This is a genomic window from Actinoplanes campanulatus (assembly GCF_014647795.1).
Taxonomy (GTDB): Bacteria; Actinomycetota; Actinomycetes; order Mycobacteriales; family Micromonosporaceae; genus Actinoplanes; species Actinoplanes campanulatus.
This window is the reverse complement of sequence record NZ_BMPW01000013.1, coordinates 220,434-235,372: the sequence shown is the minus strand read 5'-3', so window position 1 is coordinate 235,372 and position 14,939 is coordinate 220,434. Positions and strand designations below refer to the sequence as shown.

At 68.7% G+C, this 14,939-nt stretch carries 14 protein-coding genes; 5 read left to right on the top strand and 9 right to left on the bottom strand.

Annotated elements, in window-relative coordinates:
* Positions 1-53: 53 nt before the first annotated feature.
* The 3 genes from IEZ13_RS25385 to IEZ13_RS25375 all read left to right on the top strand — a co-directional run bounded on the left by IEZ13_RS25385 (position 54) and on the right by IEZ13_RS25375 (position 3,431).
* On the top strand, positions 54-1,421 hold the full coding sequence (locus IEZ13_RS25385) for an ABC transporter substrate-binding protein (RefSeq protein ID WP_183222208.1): 1,368 nt from the start codon (positions 54-56) through the stop codon (positions 1,419-1,421).
* Positions 1,422-1,579: 158 nt separating this feature from the next.
* Positions 1,580-2,515: a carbohydrate ABC transporter permease gene (locus IEZ13_RS25380; protein ID WP_183222355.1), complete on the top strand. Its 936-nt coding sequence runs from the start codon at positions 1,580-1,582 to the stop codon at positions 2,513-2,515.
* Between the two features lies 1 nt (position 2,516).
* Positions 2,517-3,431 (top strand): carbohydrate ABC transporter permease, encoded by a 915-nt coding sequence (locus tag IEZ13_RS25375; protein WP_183222207.1) that lies wholly within the window; start codon positions 2,517-2,519, stop codon positions 3,429-3,431.
* A 225-nt stretch (positions 3,432-3,656) separates the two neighbouring features.
* Here IEZ13_RS25375 and IEZ13_RS25370 read toward each other — a convergent pair whose 3' ends face one another.
* Complete coding sequence (locus IEZ13_RS25370) at positions 3,657-4,676, bottom strand: aldo/keto reductase (RefSeq protein WP_183222206.1); 1,020 nt, start codon at positions 4,674-4,676, stop codon at positions 3,657-3,659.
* 101 nt (positions 4,677-4,777) lie between these two features.
* Between IEZ13_RS25370 and IEZ13_RS25365 the strand changes: the two genes are divergently transcribed.
* Positions 4,778-5,341 carry a TetR/AcrR family transcriptional regulator gene (locus IEZ13_RS25365; protein ID WP_183222205.1) on the top strand — a complete coding sequence of 188 codons (564 nt, stop codon included), beginning with the start codon at positions 4,778-4,780 and terminating at the stop codon, positions 5,339-5,341.
* A gap of 64 nt (positions 5,342-5,405) precedes the next feature.
* Here IEZ13_RS25365 and IEZ13_RS25360 read toward each other — a convergent pair whose 3' ends face one another.
* Positions 5,406-6,014 carry an NADPH-dependent FMN reductase gene (locus IEZ13_RS25360; protein WP_183222204.1) on the bottom strand — a complete coding sequence of 203 codons (609 nt, stop codon included), beginning with the start codon at positions 6,012-6,014 and terminating at the stop codon, positions 5,406-5,408.
* Between the two features lie 63 nt (positions 6,015-6,077).
* On the opposite strand from IEZ13_RS25360, the gene IEZ13_RS25355 reads away from it, so the two are divergent.
* The gene (locus IEZ13_RS25355; protein ID WP_183222203.1) at positions 6,078-6,446 is read left to right on the top strand and encodes a MerR family transcriptional regulator; all 369 of its coding nucleotides are present in this window, start codon (positions 6,078-6,080) and stop codon (positions 6,444-6,446) included.
* 55 nt (positions 6,447-6,501) lie between these two features.
* Here IEZ13_RS25355 and IEZ13_RS25350 read toward each other — a convergent pair whose 3' ends face one another.
* From IEZ13_RS25350 to IEZ13_RS25320, 7 genes are all read right to left on the bottom strand, one after another.
* A complete protein-coding gene (locus IEZ13_RS25350; RefSeq protein WP_183222202.1) occupies positions 6,502-8,382 on the bottom strand; it encodes a zinc metalloprotease in 1,881 nt (626 codons plus the stop codon).
* A 598-nt stretch (positions 8,383-8,980) separates the two neighbouring features.
* Positions 8,981-9,619 (bottom strand): maleylpyruvate isomerase family mycothiol-dependent enzyme, encoded by a 639-nt coding sequence (locus IEZ13_RS25345; protein ID WP_183222201.1) that lies wholly within the window; start codon positions 9,617-9,619, stop codon positions 8,981-8,983.
* 204 nt (positions 9,620-9,823) lie between these two features.
* Positions 9,824-10,267 (bottom strand): hypothetical protein, encoded by a 444-nt coding sequence (locus IEZ13_RS25340; protein WP_183222200.1) that lies wholly within the window; start codon positions 10,265-10,267, stop codon positions 9,824-9,826.
* A gap of 190 nt (positions 10,268-10,457) precedes the next feature.
* Complete coding sequence (locus IEZ13_RS25335; protein WP_183222199.1) at positions 10,458-11,813, bottom strand: nitrate/nitrite transporter; 1,356 nt, start codon at positions 11,811-11,813, stop codon at positions 10,458-10,460.
* 2 nt (positions 11,814-11,815) lie between these two features.
* Positions 11,816-12,133 (bottom strand): Rieske (2Fe-2S) protein, encoded by a 318-nt coding sequence (locus IEZ13_RS25330; RefSeq protein WP_183222198.1) that lies wholly within the window; start codon positions 12,131-12,133, stop codon positions 11,816-11,818.
* On the bottom strand, positions 12,130-14,592 hold the full coding sequence (gene nirB / locus IEZ13_RS25325; protein ID WP_183222197.1) for a nitrite reductase large subunit NirB: 2,463 nt from the start codon (positions 14,590-14,592) through the stop codon (positions 12,130-12,132). The genes IEZ13_RS25330 and nirB overlap by 4 nt, the downstream gene beginning before the upstream one ends.
* Complete coding sequence (locus IEZ13_RS25320; protein ID WP_183222196.1) at positions 14,592-14,939, bottom strand: molybdopterin oxidoreductase; 348 nt, start codon at positions 14,937-14,939, stop codon at positions 14,592-14,594. The genes nirB and IEZ13_RS25320 overlap by 1 nt, the downstream gene beginning before the upstream one ends.

Sequence of the window (14,939 nt, the reverse complement as noted above, 5' to 3'; positions counted from 1 at the left end):
TTCGGACGGCGGCGTCGTAAGACGCCGGAGGCGCTACAGACATAGGGAGCGGTATGTTCGTTCAACGTGGGAGTTCGCGATCGCGGGTCGCGCTCGCCGGTGCCCTCAGTGTGGGGCTGGTCTTCGGCCTCAGCGCCTGCGGCGACAGCGACGACGACACCGGAGCCGACACCGGCGCTTCGGCGGCGGCGATCGACTGCTCGCCCTACACCGCGTTCGGTGACCTGAAGGGCAAGACGGTCACGATCTACACCGGCATCGTGACCCCGGAGGACACTCCGCACAAGGAGTCCTACGTCCCCTTCGAGAAGTGCACCGGCGTCACGGTGAAGTACGAGGGCGACAAGGCTTTCGAGACCCAGATCCTGGTGCGCGCCGAGGCCGGCAACCCGCCGGACATCGCCTACGTGCCGCAGCCGGGTCTGCTGCAGAACCTGGTGAAGACCGGCAAGGCCGTCGAGGCCCCGCCGGAGGTCGCCGCCAACGTCGACAAGTTCTGGGGCCCCGACTGGAAGGCCTACGGCACGGTCGACGGCAAGTTCTACGCCGCGCCGCTGGGCGCCAACGTGAAGTCCTTGGTGTGGTATTCGCCGAAGGAGTTCGCGGACAAGGGCTACCAGATCCCCACCACCCTCGACGAGCTCAAGGCGCTGAGCGACAAGATCGTCGCGGACGGCGGCAAGCCGTGGTGTGCGGGCATCGCGTCCGGTGAGGCGACCGGCTGGCCGGTCACCGACTGGATGGAGGACTTCATGCTCCGCCTCTCCGGGGCGGAGGCCTACGACAAGTGGGTCAAGCACGAGATCCCGTTCAACGGCCCCGAGGCGACCCAGGCCCTGGACGGCGTGGGCGCCTACCTCAAGAACGACCAGTACGTGAACGGCGGCCTCGGCGACATCAAGAGCATCGCCAGCACCACCTTCCAGGACGCGGGTCTGCCGATCCTCGAGGGCCAGTGCTCGCTGCACCGCCAGGCCAGCTTCTACGCGGCCAACTTCCCGGCCGGCACCAAGGTGGCCAAGGACGGCGACGTCTACGCCTTCTACCTGCCGGGCAAGGACGCCACCAGCAAGCCGGTCCTCGGCGGCGGTGAGTTCGTCCTGGCGTTCTCGGACCGTCCGGAGGTCAAGGCCTTCCAGACCTACCTGTCCAGCGACGTGTGGGCGAACACCAAGGCCAAGCTCTCCTCGGGCTGGGTCTCCGCCAACAAGGGTCTCGACCCGGCGAACCTGACCAACCCGATCGACCAACTCTCGGCCAGCATCCTCCAGGACCCGAACGCGCAGTTCCGCTTCGACGGTTCGGACATGATGCCCGGTGCGGTCGGCGCCAACTCGTTCTGGAAGCAGGCGACGGCCTGGATCATCGGTCAGGACACCAAGACCACGCTCGACAACATCGAGAAGTCCTGGCCCAAGTGACGAACTGGTAATACCGGGGCCGGTCGGGGGTCATACCCGACCGGCCCTGGCAGTTCGCCCCCATCTGTTCTTCACTTAACCTCTCGCTTGCACCAAGCCAAGGAGGAACGGGCCGCGTGTTCACCACCGCCTCCACCACCTCAGACAAGATCCTCCAGATGTTCGCGGCGATCCTGTTGTTCGCCGCCGCCGTCGGCGTGATCCTGTTCGCCGCCAGCCGCGTGGCCGGCAAGCGCGACCGTGCGGTCGCCGCGCTCTATCTCCTCCCGACCGTGCTGATGCTCGGCGTCGGGCTGCTCTACCCCGGTGTTCGCACCGTCTACCAGTCGTTCTTCGACGCCTCGCTGAGCAACTTCATCGGCCTGGACAACTACACGAAGATCTTCACCGACGCCGAGCAGCTCACCGTGCTGCGCAACACGGCGTTCTGGGTGCTGGTCACCCCGTTCGCGGCGACCGGCATCGGCCTGCTCTACGCCATCCTGGTCGACAAGGCCCGGCTGGAGTCGTTCGCCAAGGCGCTGATCTTCCTGCCCATGTCGATCTCCTTCGTCGCGGCGTCGGTGATCTGGAAGTTCATGTACGAGTACCGCCCCGACCAGCGCAACGTCCAGCAGATCGGCCTGGTCAACCAGGTCATCGTCTGGCTCGGCGGCGAACCGGTGCAGTTGCTCATCGAATCACCGCTGAACACCTTCCTGCTGATCGTGGTCATGATCTGGATTCAGGCCGGTTTCGCGATGACCGTCCTGGCGGCGGCCATCAAGGCGATCCCGGACGACATCATCGAAGCGGCCCGCCTCGACGGCGTCGGCCCGTGGGGCATGTTCCGGTTCGTCACGCTGCCCGCGATCCGCCCCGCGGTCGTGGTCGTCATGACCACCATCGCGATCGGCACCCTGAAGGTCTTCGACATCGTCCAGACCATGACCGGTGGCCGGTTCGACACGAACGTGATCGCCAACGAGTTCTACAGCCAGAGCTTCCGCAGCAACGACAAGGGCCTCGGCTCGGCGCTCGCGGTGGTGCTGTTCGTCCTCGTGATCCCGATCGTCGTGTACAACATCCGCCAGCTTCGCCGTTCGGAGGCGTGAGATGACCACCGCAGCTCCTCTCACCACCACGCCGGTGTCGAAGTCGGAGACCAAGAAGCTGTCCGCCGCGGCGTCCGCGAAGAACAAGCTCACCTCGCCGTGGGCGTCGCTGGCCGCGGTCGTCCTCGCCGTGCTCTGGACGATTCCCACGTTCGGCCTGCTGATCTCCTCGTTCCGCCCGGAGATGGCGATCAAGCGGACCGGCTGGTGGACGTTCTTCTCCGACCCCGAAGTCACGCTGGACAACTACCGGGCCGTCTTCGACGACGGCGGCATCAACCTGGCCGACTTCTTCCTGAACTCGCTGGTCATCACCATCCCCTCGGTGGTGATCCCGCTGTGTCTGGCGTCGCTGGCCGCGTACGCGTTCGCCTGGATGAACTTCCCCGGCAAGAACATCCTGTTCATCGCGATCTTCGCGTTGCAGATCGTCCCGCTCCAGGTCACCCTGGTGCCGCTGCTGCAGCTCTACGTGAAGGCCGGTCTGAACAACACGTTCTGGACGCTGTGGCTGTCGCACTCCACGTTCGCGCTGCCGCTGGCGATCTACCTGCTGCACAACTTCATCAAAGAGGTCCCGTCCAGCCTCATCGAGGCCGCCCGCATCGACGGCGCGGGCCACGTGTCGATCTTCTTCAAGGTGCTGTTGCCGCTGCTCACGCCGGCCCTGGCCGCGTTCGGCATCTTCCAGTTCCTCTGGGTGTGGAACGACCTGCTGGTCTCGCTGACCTTCGCCGGCTCGCCGGAGATCTCCCCGATGACGGTGCAGCTGTCCAACCTGAGCGGCACCCGCGGCACGGCCTGGCACCTGCTCTCCGCCGGCGCCTTCGTGTCGATCGTCGTGCCGGTCACGGTGTTCCTCCTGCTCCAGCGCTACTTCGTCCGCGGCCTGCTCGCGGGCAGCGTCAAGGGCTGATCCCTCCGCAAGATCCCTGAAGGCCGCATTCTCCGCGCGAGGGTGCGGCCTTCGACCATTTCCGGTACGGGGTGAGGCGTCCCCGACCGCACCGATCGCCGTCCCGTGGCGCACCGCGACCATCTGCCGGGTCCGGCCCGCGAGGCACCGCCGGGCGGTGCTGCCACCCGGCGCCTTCCCGCCGGCGGTTCTGCCGGGTTCCCGCCGGCGGCGCAGCGCCACTTCTCACCGGCGGCGCAGCGCGGTTTCGAGCAGGGCCGGCGGCGTGTCGAACTTCTCGTGCGCCGCCAGGTCCACCCCGGGCGCGACGATCTCGTCGATCGCGTCCAGCACGTCCGCCGGCAGCACCGTGTCCGCGGCCGCGAGCTGGGCCTCCAGGTGGGCCGTCGTGCGCGGTCCGATGATCGCGCTGGTCACCGCCGGGTGCGCGGTGACGAAGCCGAGGGCCAACTGGATCATCGTGAGCCCGGCCTGATCGGCGACCACGGCGAGCCGTTCGACGGCGTCCATCCGGGCGCGGTTGGACGCGATGGTGAGGTCGAAGCGCTCGGGCAGGATCGCCGAGCGGTTCGTGGTGATCTCCCGGCCGGCCCGGACCGCCCCGGACAACCAGCCCGAGGCGAGCGGGCTCCAGGCCAGCACGCCCATCCCGTAGTCCCGGGTGGCCGGCAGGACGTGGGCCTCGATACCGCGCTGGAGGATCGAGTAGCTGGGCTGCTCGGTGACGTACCGGCCCAGACGGTGTTCCCGGGCCGCCCACTGCGCCTGCACGATCCGGTAGGCCGGGAACGTCGACGACCCGAAGTAGCGGATCTTTCCGGCCCGTTGCAGGTCGGTCAGCGCGGCCAGGGTCTCCTCGTCACCGGTCTCCGGATCCCACCGGTGGATCTGGTAGAGGTCGACGTGGTCGACGCCGAGGCGGCGCAGGCTGTCGTCGAGCGCCGTGCACAGCCAGCGGCGTGAGCCGCCCCGGTGGTTGGGGTTCTCGCTCATCGGCATGCTGGCCTTGGTGGCCAGCACGATGTCGTCGCGGCGGCCGGCGATGGCCTTACCGACCATCTCCTCCGACTGGCCGTCGCTGTACCAGTCGGCGGTGTCGATCAGGTTGATGCCGGCGTCGAGGGCGGCGCCGATCATGGCCTCGGCGTCCCGCTGGGTGGTGTTCCCGATCCGGCCGAAGTTCATGGCGCCGAGCACGAGGGCGCTGACCTGCACACCGGTGCGGCCGAGGGTGCGGTACTGCATGGCGGTCTCCTCAGGTAACGTGAGTGGAACCGGAACCGAGTTCCGGTAACCAACATACGGAACCATGTTCCGTTTACCAACGGGAGTGACGGAGGTAACAGGTGACCGCCGTGCCGCGGAAACGGGCCGACGCCCGCCGCAACGAGCAGACCCTGCTGGACGCGGCCGCCGCAGCGTTCGTGACATCCGGCGTCGACGCCCCGGTCCGCGACATCGCCTTCCGCGCCGGGGTCGGCGTCGGCACCATCTACCGGCACTTCCCGACCCGCGCCGACCTGATCGTCGCCGTCTACCGGCACCAGGTGGAGGCCTGCGCCGAGGCCGGGCCCGCGCTGCTCACCGACAGCGCGACCCCGCACGAGGCGCTGGCCCGCTGGATCGACCTGTTCGTCGACTTCCTGATCACCAAGCACGGCCTGCCCGAGGCGCTGCGCTCCGGGGACGCCACCTTCGAGACGCTGCACGCCTATTTCCTGGACCGGCTCGTACCGGTCTGCGACACCCTGCTGGCCGCCGCCACCACGGCCGGCCAGGTGATTCCCGGCGTAGGCGCCTACCAGCTGCTGCGCGCGGTCGGCAACCTCTGCATCGGCGCCGGCAGCGACGACCGGTACGACCCACGCCGGATGACCGCCCTCCTGGTCGCCGGCCTGCGCGCGCAATGAGCCCGGCCATCGCCGTGTGGATCCCACTCCCCCACCGCCGGTCCGGGTTCGGTGTGGGGTGGCATCAGCGGGCGTAGGGGCGCTCGCGGCGGGCGGTGCGCAGCAGACCGGCCCACCAGGTGAGTTCGTGGACGGCGGAGCCGAACGCCTCGGTCACGTCGGCGGGCGGCGTGTATCCGGCGGGGCTCAGGTCGGACCACGGCCGACTCAGGCCGACGACCCGCCGAGTGGTGACGATGTGCAGTTCGGCCAGGACGCCGCGCAGGTGCTCGGTGGCGAGCAGGCCACCGTGGACGCCGTAGGAAAGGACGGTGGCCGGCTTGAACATCCACTCCCGGTAGTGCCAGTCGATGAGGCGCTTGAGACTCGCCGGATAGCTGTGGTTGTACTCCGGGGTGACGAACACGAAGGCGTCGGCGGCGTCGAGGCGCTCGGCGACCGGCGAGCCGGTGCTGCCTCCGGGGCGCAGTCCGCCGTCGTCGGGCAGCGCGCACTCGGCGCAGTCGATCAGGTCCACCTCGGCGCCGGCGGCCGCGGCGCGGAACGCCGCCCATTCGGCGAGGGCCCGCCCCATCCGCTGGTCGCGGACGCTGGCGGAGATCACCGCGAGTCGCAGCGGCTCGTCGCCCACGGTGCTGGCGGTGGGTACTTCGGCAATGGACGTCTCAGCCATGCGGCCAGCCTCGGCCTTCAACATATGTTGAAGTCAAGGCCGGGCGCGGAGCAGTATGGGGAAATGACCGCACAGCTCTCCAGCAGTTACACGCTGACGGTCGGGGAGGTTGCCGCGGACAGCGGGGTGGCCACCTCGGCGGTTCGGTTCTACGAACGGCACGGCATCGTCCGGGCCGAGCGCACCAGCAGTGACCAGCGCCGGTTCAGCACCGACGCGGCCTGCCGGATCCGGGTGGCGAAGGTGGCGCAGCGGGTCGGCCTCACCGTCCGGGAGATCGCCGAGGTGTTCGCCGCGCTGCCGGACGATCCGGGCCCGGAGGACTGGGGAGGCGTGGCGGAGACCCTGATCCGGGAAGCCGAGGAACGGACGGCCGCGCTCCGGTCGTACCTCTCGGAAATGCGCTCCGGAGGGCGACTCTGCGAACTGTGAGTGACCACCCACGGGGTGGAAAGCCGGCCCCGGGAAGCCCGGGGCCGGCGCGGGGTCACGGCTGGCTGCGCGGGCTCTCCGGGGCCAGCGTGTCGATGAACTCGTGGGTGTCGTGGATCTTGCTGCTCTTGCGGGCCTGCTCGGCCTCGGCGCGCATCTGCGCGGACACCGAGCCGGCGTCGACGCCCGGAATGGCGGCGACCGTGCTGTAGGCCTTGTCGGCGAGCGCGTACGCGGCCCGGTAGTCGTGCGACGCGAACGCCTTCGACGCGCCGCCCAGCAGCAGGTCGGCGGCCTTCAGCGCGGTCCGGCCCCTACCGGCCGGGACGGTCGCGGCGAGCCGGTTCGCGGCCTCCCAGTAGGCGGCGGTCAGGAACCGGTCGCTGTTGTCCCGGTCGAACTGGCTGAAGTCCCAGTTCACGTCGATGTAGCTCATCATCGAGTTGTTCTCGTCGCCGGCGTTCGCGAAGTAGAACTCGCCGGCCGGGCCGTAGTCGACGCCGGTGGCGCTGTCGTAGCCGTCGTGCGGGTGGCTCATGCCCAGGTGGTGGCCGACCTCGTGGATCTGGGTGGTGGTCAGGCCGTAGCCGGAGGCGACCACGTCCGGGGAGATGAACGAGAACACGTAGCTCTGGTCACCGTCGACATAGTTGTCGTCGGCGAACCCGAGGCCCGGAGTGTCCACACCCGCACCGACCGCGTAGTTGAACAGCGGGATCTCGTAGTCCACCCTGCCCTGGTCGTCGAGGGCACGATCGAGATTCTCGGTGTTGTAGAGGTACAGGTTGGCGCCCGCCGGGAAGCCGGTGTCCGGGTAGCACGACTCGCCGGTCAGCGCACCGAGATAGCACTCCTCGGCGCGGGCGTCGTACGGCAGATCCTGCTGGTCCTGGCTGAACCCGTTGCGCCAGCGCAGTTCACTCAACTCGTCGACGAGCAGCTTCGGCTTGATGTACTTCGCCGACGCGTCGACACCGGGCCAGCCCTCGTACGTGTTGTTGTCGAGGTCGAGCGTCCGCGGCGGGTTGGCGGTCGGCAGCTCCACCGGGTACAGCGGGGACGTGGTGAACAGCAGGTTCAGTGCCACGTACCGGGTGAGTTTGCCGAGGTCGCCGGCGAGTGCGGACGGCGAGCGGAAGCCACCGGTGGCGTACTCCCAGGTCGGCGGCATCCGGTAGTCGACCACGCCGTCACCGTCGAGATCCGGGTTGTCCACGTCGAAGTTGCTGGTCCAGGACTCCGGGCCGGCCGACAGATCGTGGAACCAGACCCGCCGGGTGGCGCCCAGGCCGGTCTCCTCGTCGGCGGCGGTGGTGCCGCCCCAGGCGATCAGCTTGCGGCTCTCCCGCTGGACACCGAAGTCGTAGCCGGTGTCCGGGTCCGGCTCACCGGTCTTCGTGTAGACGTGGTGCTTGAAGTCGCCGCGCCCGTACCAGTTGATGAAGAAGACGGTGTTGCGGCGGGTGTCCACACCGGCCGGCGGGTGGAAGGCCAGCCACTTCTCCACGCTCGGGGCGTCGATCGTGTGGTTGTTCGCGATGTCCAGGACGTTGTTCGCCTGGTCGTTGTAGGCCTGCTGGTAGGCGGTCAGCGGCGCCGGCTTCGCCAGCCTACCGAGCTGTTTGAAGAACTGGTCCTCGTACGGCTTGCCGGTGTACGTGAGGCGGTAGTCGTACCGGTACTTGATGCCGAGCTTCTCGGTCACGCCGTACCACAGCCGGGAACGGACCACCGGCTCGTACTCCCCGGCCAGCTCGGCCAGGAAGCCGGACTTCGCCACCTGGGCCGGCTCGTAGCCGACGAACACCACGTTGACCGGCACCTTCTCGACGAGGCGTGGCTGTCCGCCCGGCTGTAGATAGCCGAACGACGGCGCGGCCGTGGCGGAGCCGGCGGGTCCCGCCGAGGCTGCCACGATGGCCGCGACCAGCGTCACGGTGAAAGATCGTCTCCATCCCATGTGGACACGCTGCCATCAACCTCCACCGATGGGAACCCCCGCGGTCAAGACATCGACCATCCGGACGGCCATGCCGTCCCCAGCCCCGGAGATCCGCGGACTCCGCACGACATTCGGGACATTCCGGGCAGGCGGCACGGCAGGGCGGCACGGGCGGTGATCTCGCTGCCCACTCCAGTCCCTCTGAAGACGGGTAGCCGCACACGGAAGACGTCACGTGGGCGCCACCACGGCTATATGCCACGTGGGCGACCACGATGCCGCCGCCGCGTGCGCCTATCCGCTCGCGTGGAGCCCGCGACCACCGGCCCGGGGCGATCGGCCCGGGTTACGGCGGAGAGCGGGCAACCCAGGTGCCCGACTGGCAGCGCCGTGACCGCGCGGTTCAGGGTGACCGGAAGACGGGCGGCCGGGACCGGCGGCAGGTGAGGAGGTTGCGGTCGGCCCGGCCTGCCCGCGCACCGATCTCCGCCCGGCGGGCGCGGCACAGGCCGCAGCGGGCAGCGAGCTCGCGCCGACCGGACGGGACGGTCCAGACAGGACGGGACGGGGTCACTCGTACCGGAAAGGGATCTCAGCGAGGGTGAGTGGCGCGGGCGGTGAGGAGTTCGGCGCCCGGCCCGGTGAGCTGCGGTAGCGCGATCGTGCGGCCGGTGACGACGAGGAGCAGGGCGGCGATCGGACCGCGGGCCTCGGGGCCGTCGCCGTGGGTCCACTCCACGTCCGTGGCGGTCAGGCGGAGGCCGTCCGCGGTGCGTGCCGCCGGGTCGGGCGGCGGGAAACGCATGGTGAGGATCCGCCGGGTGGCGACGGCCGCCGCCTCCGGTGGCATCGGATGGACGCGGCCGAGGGGCAGCGCGATGTCCTGCCCATGGACCAGCAGGTCGATGAGTGTCTCCAGCGGGGTGACCCCGATGTTGCGGCGGCGCCGGGCCGCGGTGTCGCGGATCTCGGCGGCGAGTTCGCGTGGGGTGCGGGCGGACGCGCGGCGGCGGGCCATCTCCTGGATCGTCGGGTGGATGCCGCCCCGCCAGGACCGGAGCAGGGCGGGCAGGTCACGCAGGCCCATCTGCTGAAGGGTGAGATGAGCGGCGACGTCGTGGATCGTCCATCCGGCACAGAGGGACGGCCGGTCCCAGTCGTCGCGGGCGAGGCTGTCGAGCAGATCGGCGACGGCGATCCGCTGCCGGTGGATCTCGGGCCATGGATCCATCTCGGTGACACCTCCATGTAGACCGAAGGGACGACCGGGACAGTGACCCGGCCGCCGGTTCCCCGCAGCGCCGGTGGGATGCTCGCCTCCACGAGCATGGCACAGCGGGCCGGCGTCGACGTCCGGCCGGGCGGTGAGTTCGTTCGATCGGCCGAGGGCCGCACCCGATGACGGGTGCGGCCCTCGGCCGATCGAGCGGTGCGCTCAGTCCTTCTTCCACGGACCGCGGGTGCCCTGGTCACGGTCGTTGGGACCGCCGTTCCACTGGTTGTCGTTCGGGCCGTCGTTCCAGCGGTTGTCGTTCGGGCCGTCGTTCCAGTCCCGGTTGCGGTCGCGGTCGTTGAAGCCGAAGCCGTAGGTGACCTTGAGTGCCCACTCGCCGCGGTGGATGCCGCGGTAGACGCGGAAACAGGTGTACCGCTCCCACCGCTCCTGCCAGACGCCGGACCTGCCGATCCGGTGGCAGGTCCGCGGGCTGCGGTAGAACCCGTGGATCCGCTCGCGGCTCTTGAAGCCCTGCTGCGTCGCGGCGGCCTTCGGCTTGGCCTCGACGGCGGTCGGCCCGGCCGGGGAGGCGACTGCCGGGCCCGCGGAGATCGCCAGGCCGGCGGCCGCGGCCACGCCCGTCATGACGAACGCACGCGTCATCTTGTTCATCGGATCACTCTTTCCGCAAGAAAGGGTAATTTTTCTGGACAAGTTGGATCTTATGAATCGCCGCGATCTTCGACCGGGAACACGCACGCCACGATCGGGTGATCTATCGGGAAAACCTCCCCCGGACAGCCGAAGAGCCCTCCCCCGAAAAGGGGAGGGCTCTTCGGCTGAAAGTGGAACGTCAGACCGCGATCTTCGTACGGGCCGCCGGGCGGAGGTAGACCACCCAGGTGATCAGCACACAGAGCGCGTAGAACCCGATGAACGCCATGTACGCGGCGTCGGCGTCCTTGTAGGTCAGGAACGACTGGCGGAAGGCCAGGTTGACCAGCACACCGCCGACCGCGCCGATCGCGCCGGCGATGCCGATGACCGCACCGGAAGCCCGGCGGGCGCGGAGCTCGTCACCGGCGTACTTCTGCTTGAAGATCGCCGGGATCATCTTGTACGTCGAGCCGTTGCCCAGTCCGCTGAGGATGAACAGCGCGATGAAGCCGACCAGGTAGAGCGGCAGCGACCGCTGCTGCGCCGCGAACAGGACGATCGAGGCGCCCACCGCCATGGCGATGAAGTTGACGAAGGTGACCTTCGCGCCGCCGAGCTTGTCGGCCAGCGCCCCACCGAACGGGCGGATCAGCGAGCCCAGCAGCGGCCCGAGGAAGGTCAGATAGGCGGCCTTGATCGGCGTGTTGAACGTCTCCGCGAACTGCACCTGGAGCACCTGGCCGAACGCGAACCCGAAGCCGATGAACGACCCGAAGGTGCCGATGTAGAGCACCGACATGATCCAGGTGTGGCCCTCCTTGGCGGCGGCGCGCATGCCACCCTTCTCGTTGCGGGCCTGGGTCAGGTTGTCCATGTAGATCGCCGAACCGAGCGCCGCGATCACGATCAGCGGGATGTAGATGCCGGCCACGATGCCCGGGTTGTCGGCACCGAAGACCGCGAGGACGAACAGGCCGACCAGTTGCACCGCCGGGACACCGATGTTGCCGCCGCCGGCGTTGATGCCGAGCGCCCAGCCCTTGAGCCGGTCCGGGTAGAAGGCGTTGATGTTCGCCATCGAGGAGGCGAAGTTGCCGCCGCCGACGCCGGCCAGCGCCGCCAGGATCAGCAGGGTGTCGTACTCGACGCCCGGCTGGATCATGAAGGACATCAGCACCGACGGGATGAGCAGCAGCGACGCGCTGACGATCGTCCAGTTCCGGCCGCCGAACTTGGCCACCGCGAACGTGTACGGGATCCGCAGCACCGCGCCGACCAGCGCGGGAACGGCGGTGAGCAGGAACTTCTGGGCCGGGTCGAAGCCGTACTGCGGGCCCAGGAAGAGCACCATCACCGACCAGAGCGACCACACCGAGAAGCCGATGTGCTCGGAGAAGATCGAGAAGATCAGGTTGCGCTTGGCGATCTTCTTACCGCCGGCCTCCCAGAACTCCCGGTCCTCGGGCCGCCAGTCGTCGATCCAGTGACCCTTGAGTGTCGCGGCGCCCGGTCTCGCGGCCGAGATGTCGGCAGCGGGCAAAGTCGCAGTCATGTTCAGTCTCCCAGAATGATGTGACCGTCATCGACCCGGACCGGGTAGACGTTGATCGGGGGCTGGCCGGACTGGGAACACCCGGTGGCGAGGTCCCATGCGTACAGGTGCAAAGGGCAGACGACAACCTTGTTGTCGATCTGTCCATCCGCGAGCGGGCCGCCCTTGTGCGGGCAGACCGCGGACACCGCGCGAAGGGAGCCGTCGCGGAGGCGGAAGACCGCGATCATGTCGGGCCCGACGGCGTAGGTGCGTCCTTCACCGAACGGGATCTCGTCGATCGGGCCGAGGACGGTCGTTTCGATGGGGGCGATGGTCATGAGCGCACCGGAACCTGGGGGAGAACGGTCAGGGGAAGGGAGGTACGGAACTGGCCGGGCGTGGCCGGGACGGCCCGCTCCTTCCAGGGGTCCTTGTAGGCCTGCACGGCCTCTTCGATCGCGGCGTCCAGAGCCTCGGCGATGCCTTCGGCGTCGTCGACGACCACCGCGCGGATCTTCTCGATGCCGACCCGCGGCACCCATGCGTAGGTGCGCTCCAGCCAGTTGGCGTTCTCCCGGTAGTACTGGAGGAACCGGCCGGTCAGGCGGATCACCTCTTCGGCCGAGCCGACCGTGGCGAGCAGGTCGCCCTTGCGGATGTGGGCGCCGGCGGCGCCGCCGACGTAGATCTCCCACCGACCGCCGTCGATCGCGACGACACCCAGATCCTTGACGTACGCCTCAGCACAGTTCCGCGGGCAGCCGGTGACCGCCAGCTTCATCTTGCCGGGACCCTCGAGACCCTGGAACCGCTCCTCGATCGCGATGCCGAGCGCCGTCGAGTCACCGACCCCGAACCGGCAGAAGTCGGAGCCGACACAGGTCTTCACGGTGCGGAAGCTCTTCGCGTAGGCGTACCCGGACGGGATGTCGAGGTCCGCCCAGATCGCCGGCAGCTGCTCCTTGGGGATGCCCAGCAGGTCGATGCGCTGACCGCCGGTGAGCTTCACCATCGGCACGTTGTACCGCTCGGCCACCTCGGCGATCCGCTTGAGCTCGGCCGGGGTGGTGACACCGCCCTTCATCTGCGGGACCACCGAGAAGGTGCCGTCCTTCTGGATGTTGCCGTGCACCCGGTCGTTGATGAACCGGGCGTCGCGCTCGTCGATGTACTGATCGGCCCACATCATCTTGAGCAGCGAGGCCAGGCCCATCTTGCTCTTGGCGTCGTGCTCGCCGCCCGGCACCAGCTTCTCGAAGACCGCGGAGACGCTCTTCAGCTCGTACTTGCGGATCGCGGCCATCAGCTCCGGCTTCGGCATCGGCACGCCCGGCACGTACCAGGACGCGGCCGGGTCCTCCTCGGCCTCGCCGCCGGCGGCCCACTCGACGATCCGCTGCACCAGCGGCTTGCAGGTGCCGCAGCCCTTGCCGGCGCGAGTCTTGTCCATCACGCCGCTGACCGTCTTGCAGCCGGCGTTGACGACGCCGCAGATGGCGCCCTTGCTGACGCCGTTGCAGTTGCAGACCTGGGCGTCGTCCGGCATGTCCTCCGGCTTGACCTCGCCGGCGGGACCGCCGATGTCGAAGAGCAGTTCGGCCCGCTCCTCCGGCAGGGCCTGGACCCGGTCGAACGACTGGATCAGGCTGGCGGCCTTGCTGTTGTCCCCGACCAGGATCGCGCCGACCAGCGCCCCCTCACGGATGATGAGCTGCTTGTAGACGCCCTTCTTCGGCTCGTTGTAGATGATCACCTCGTCGTCGTCGGTCTCCGGGGCGATCAGGCCCATCGAGGCGACGTCGATGCCGGCGACCTTGAGCTTGGTGGAGAGCTTCGAGCCGGTGTACGCGGCCTCGGTGTCCCGGCCGGTGATGTGGTCGGCGAGCACCTTCGCCTGGTCCCACAACGGCGCGACCAGGCCGTACAGGTTGCCGCGGTGCTGGGCGCACTCACCGACCGAGTAGATGTCGTCCTCGTCCTGCACCCGCATCTGGTCGTCGACCACGATGCCGCGCTCGACGGTCAGCCCGCTGTCCGCGGCGACCTGGGTGTTCGGCCGGATGCCGGCGGCGATCACCACGACGTCGCACGGGATCACCGTGCCGTCGGCCAGCTTGACCCCGGTGACCCGGTCCTTGCCGAGGATCTCGGTCGTCATCGCGTTGGTGATGACCTTGATGCCGAGCTTGTTCTCGACGCTGGCCTGGAGCATGTGGCCGGCCTTCTCGTCCAACTGCCGTTCCATCAGGTGGCCCATGGCGTGCAGCAGCGTCACCTCGCTGAGGTGGTTCTGCAGGCCGCGGGCCGCCTCCAGGCCGAGCAGGCCGCCGCCGATCACGACCGCGCGCTCGTGGTCCCGGGCGTACCGGATCATGCCGCGGGTGTCGTCGAGCGTCCGGAACGCGAAGACGCCCTGGTGGAAGCCGCGCTTCGGGTTGTGGATGTTCTTGATCGGCGGAGTCCACGAGGAGGACCCGGTCGCGATGATCAGCTTGTCGTACGGGGTGGCCGTCCCGTCCGTCGCGTACACCATCTTGGCGAACCGGTCGATCCGCTCGATCCGCACACCGGCGTTCAGGGTGATCCCGTTGTCCTGGTACCAGGCCAGGTCGTTGAGGTAGATGCCCTCTTCGCTCTCCACACCCGCCAGCAGGTTGGAGAGCATGATCCGGTTGTAGTTGCCGTACGGCTCGTCACCGAACATCGTGACGGTGAAGTCGCCGTTGCGGGCGAGGATCTCCTCCACCGTGCGGGCGCCCGCCATGCCGTTGCCGATGACTACAAGTCGCTTGGTCATCAGATCTCCACCAGTCCGAGGTCCACGATCACATTTCCGTTCAGTCCGGCCGGCGCGGCGAGCCACAGCTCCACCGTGGTGCCACCGGCGAGGTCCTCCAGCACCCGCAGCGGCACGTGGACGTCGCTCTTCGCGCCGACCGGGAAGTACCGCATGGGTGCTCCGTCGCGCACCAGCACGACGCAGATCAGTTCGTCCGAGGCGTTGCCGCCGCGGAAGTAGACGGCCTGCGCGGTCGCACCGGCCGGAACGGTGTAACTGAGGGCCGTGCCGAGCGGGGCCGGCTCGTCGAGCCCCTTGCCCTCGAAGGCGAACACGCCCTGCAGGAAGCGAGGTGTGGAGTACAT

Coding starts and splice junctions, on each gene's coding strand:
- IEZ13_RS25385 (WP_183222208.1), top strand. CDS start 54: ATGTTCGTTCAACGTGGGAGTTCGCGATCGCGGGTCGCGCTCGCCGGT.
- IEZ13_RS25380 (WP_183222355.1), top strand. CDS start 1,580: ATGTTCGCGGCGATCCTGTTGTTCGCCGCCGCCGTCGGCGTGATCCTG.
- IEZ13_RS25375 (WP_183222207.1), top strand. CDS start 2,517: ATGACCACCGCAGCTCCTCTCACCACCACGCCGGTGTCGAAGTCGGAG.
- IEZ13_RS25370 (WP_183222206.1), bottom strand. CDS start 4,676: ATGCAGTACCGCACCCTCGGCCGCACCGGTGTGCAGGTCAGCGCCCTC.
- IEZ13_RS25360 (WP_183222204.1), bottom strand. CDS start 6,014: ATGGCTGAGACGTCCATTGCCGAAGTACCCACCGCCAGCACCGTGGGC.
- IEZ13_RS25355 (WP_183222203.1), top strand. CDS start 6,078: ATGACCGCACAGCTCTCCAGCAGTTACACGCTGACGGTCGGGGAGGTT.
- IEZ13_RS25345 (WP_183222201.1), bottom strand. CDS start 9,619: ATGGATCCATGGCCCGAGATCCACCGGCAGCGGATCGCCGTCGCCGAT.
- IEZ13_RS25340 (WP_183222200.1), bottom strand. CDS start 10,267: ATGACGCGTGCGTTCGTCATGACGGGCGTGGCCGCGGCCGCCGGCCTG.
- IEZ13_RS25335 (WP_183222199.1), bottom strand. CDS start 11,813: ATGACTGCGACTTTGCCCGCTGCCGACATCTCGGCCGCGAGACCGGGC.
- IEZ13_RS25330 (WP_183222198.1), bottom strand. CDS start 12,133: ATGACCATCGCCCCCATCGAAACGACCGTCCTCGGCCCGATCGACGAG.
- nirB (WP_183222197.1), bottom strand. CDS start 14,592: ATGACCAAGCGACTTGTAGTCATCGGCAACGGCATGGCGGGCGCCCGC.
- IEZ13_RS25320 (WP_183222196.1), bottom strand. CDS start 14,939: ATGTACTCCACACCTCGCTTCCTGCAGGGCGTGTTCGCCTTCGAGGGC.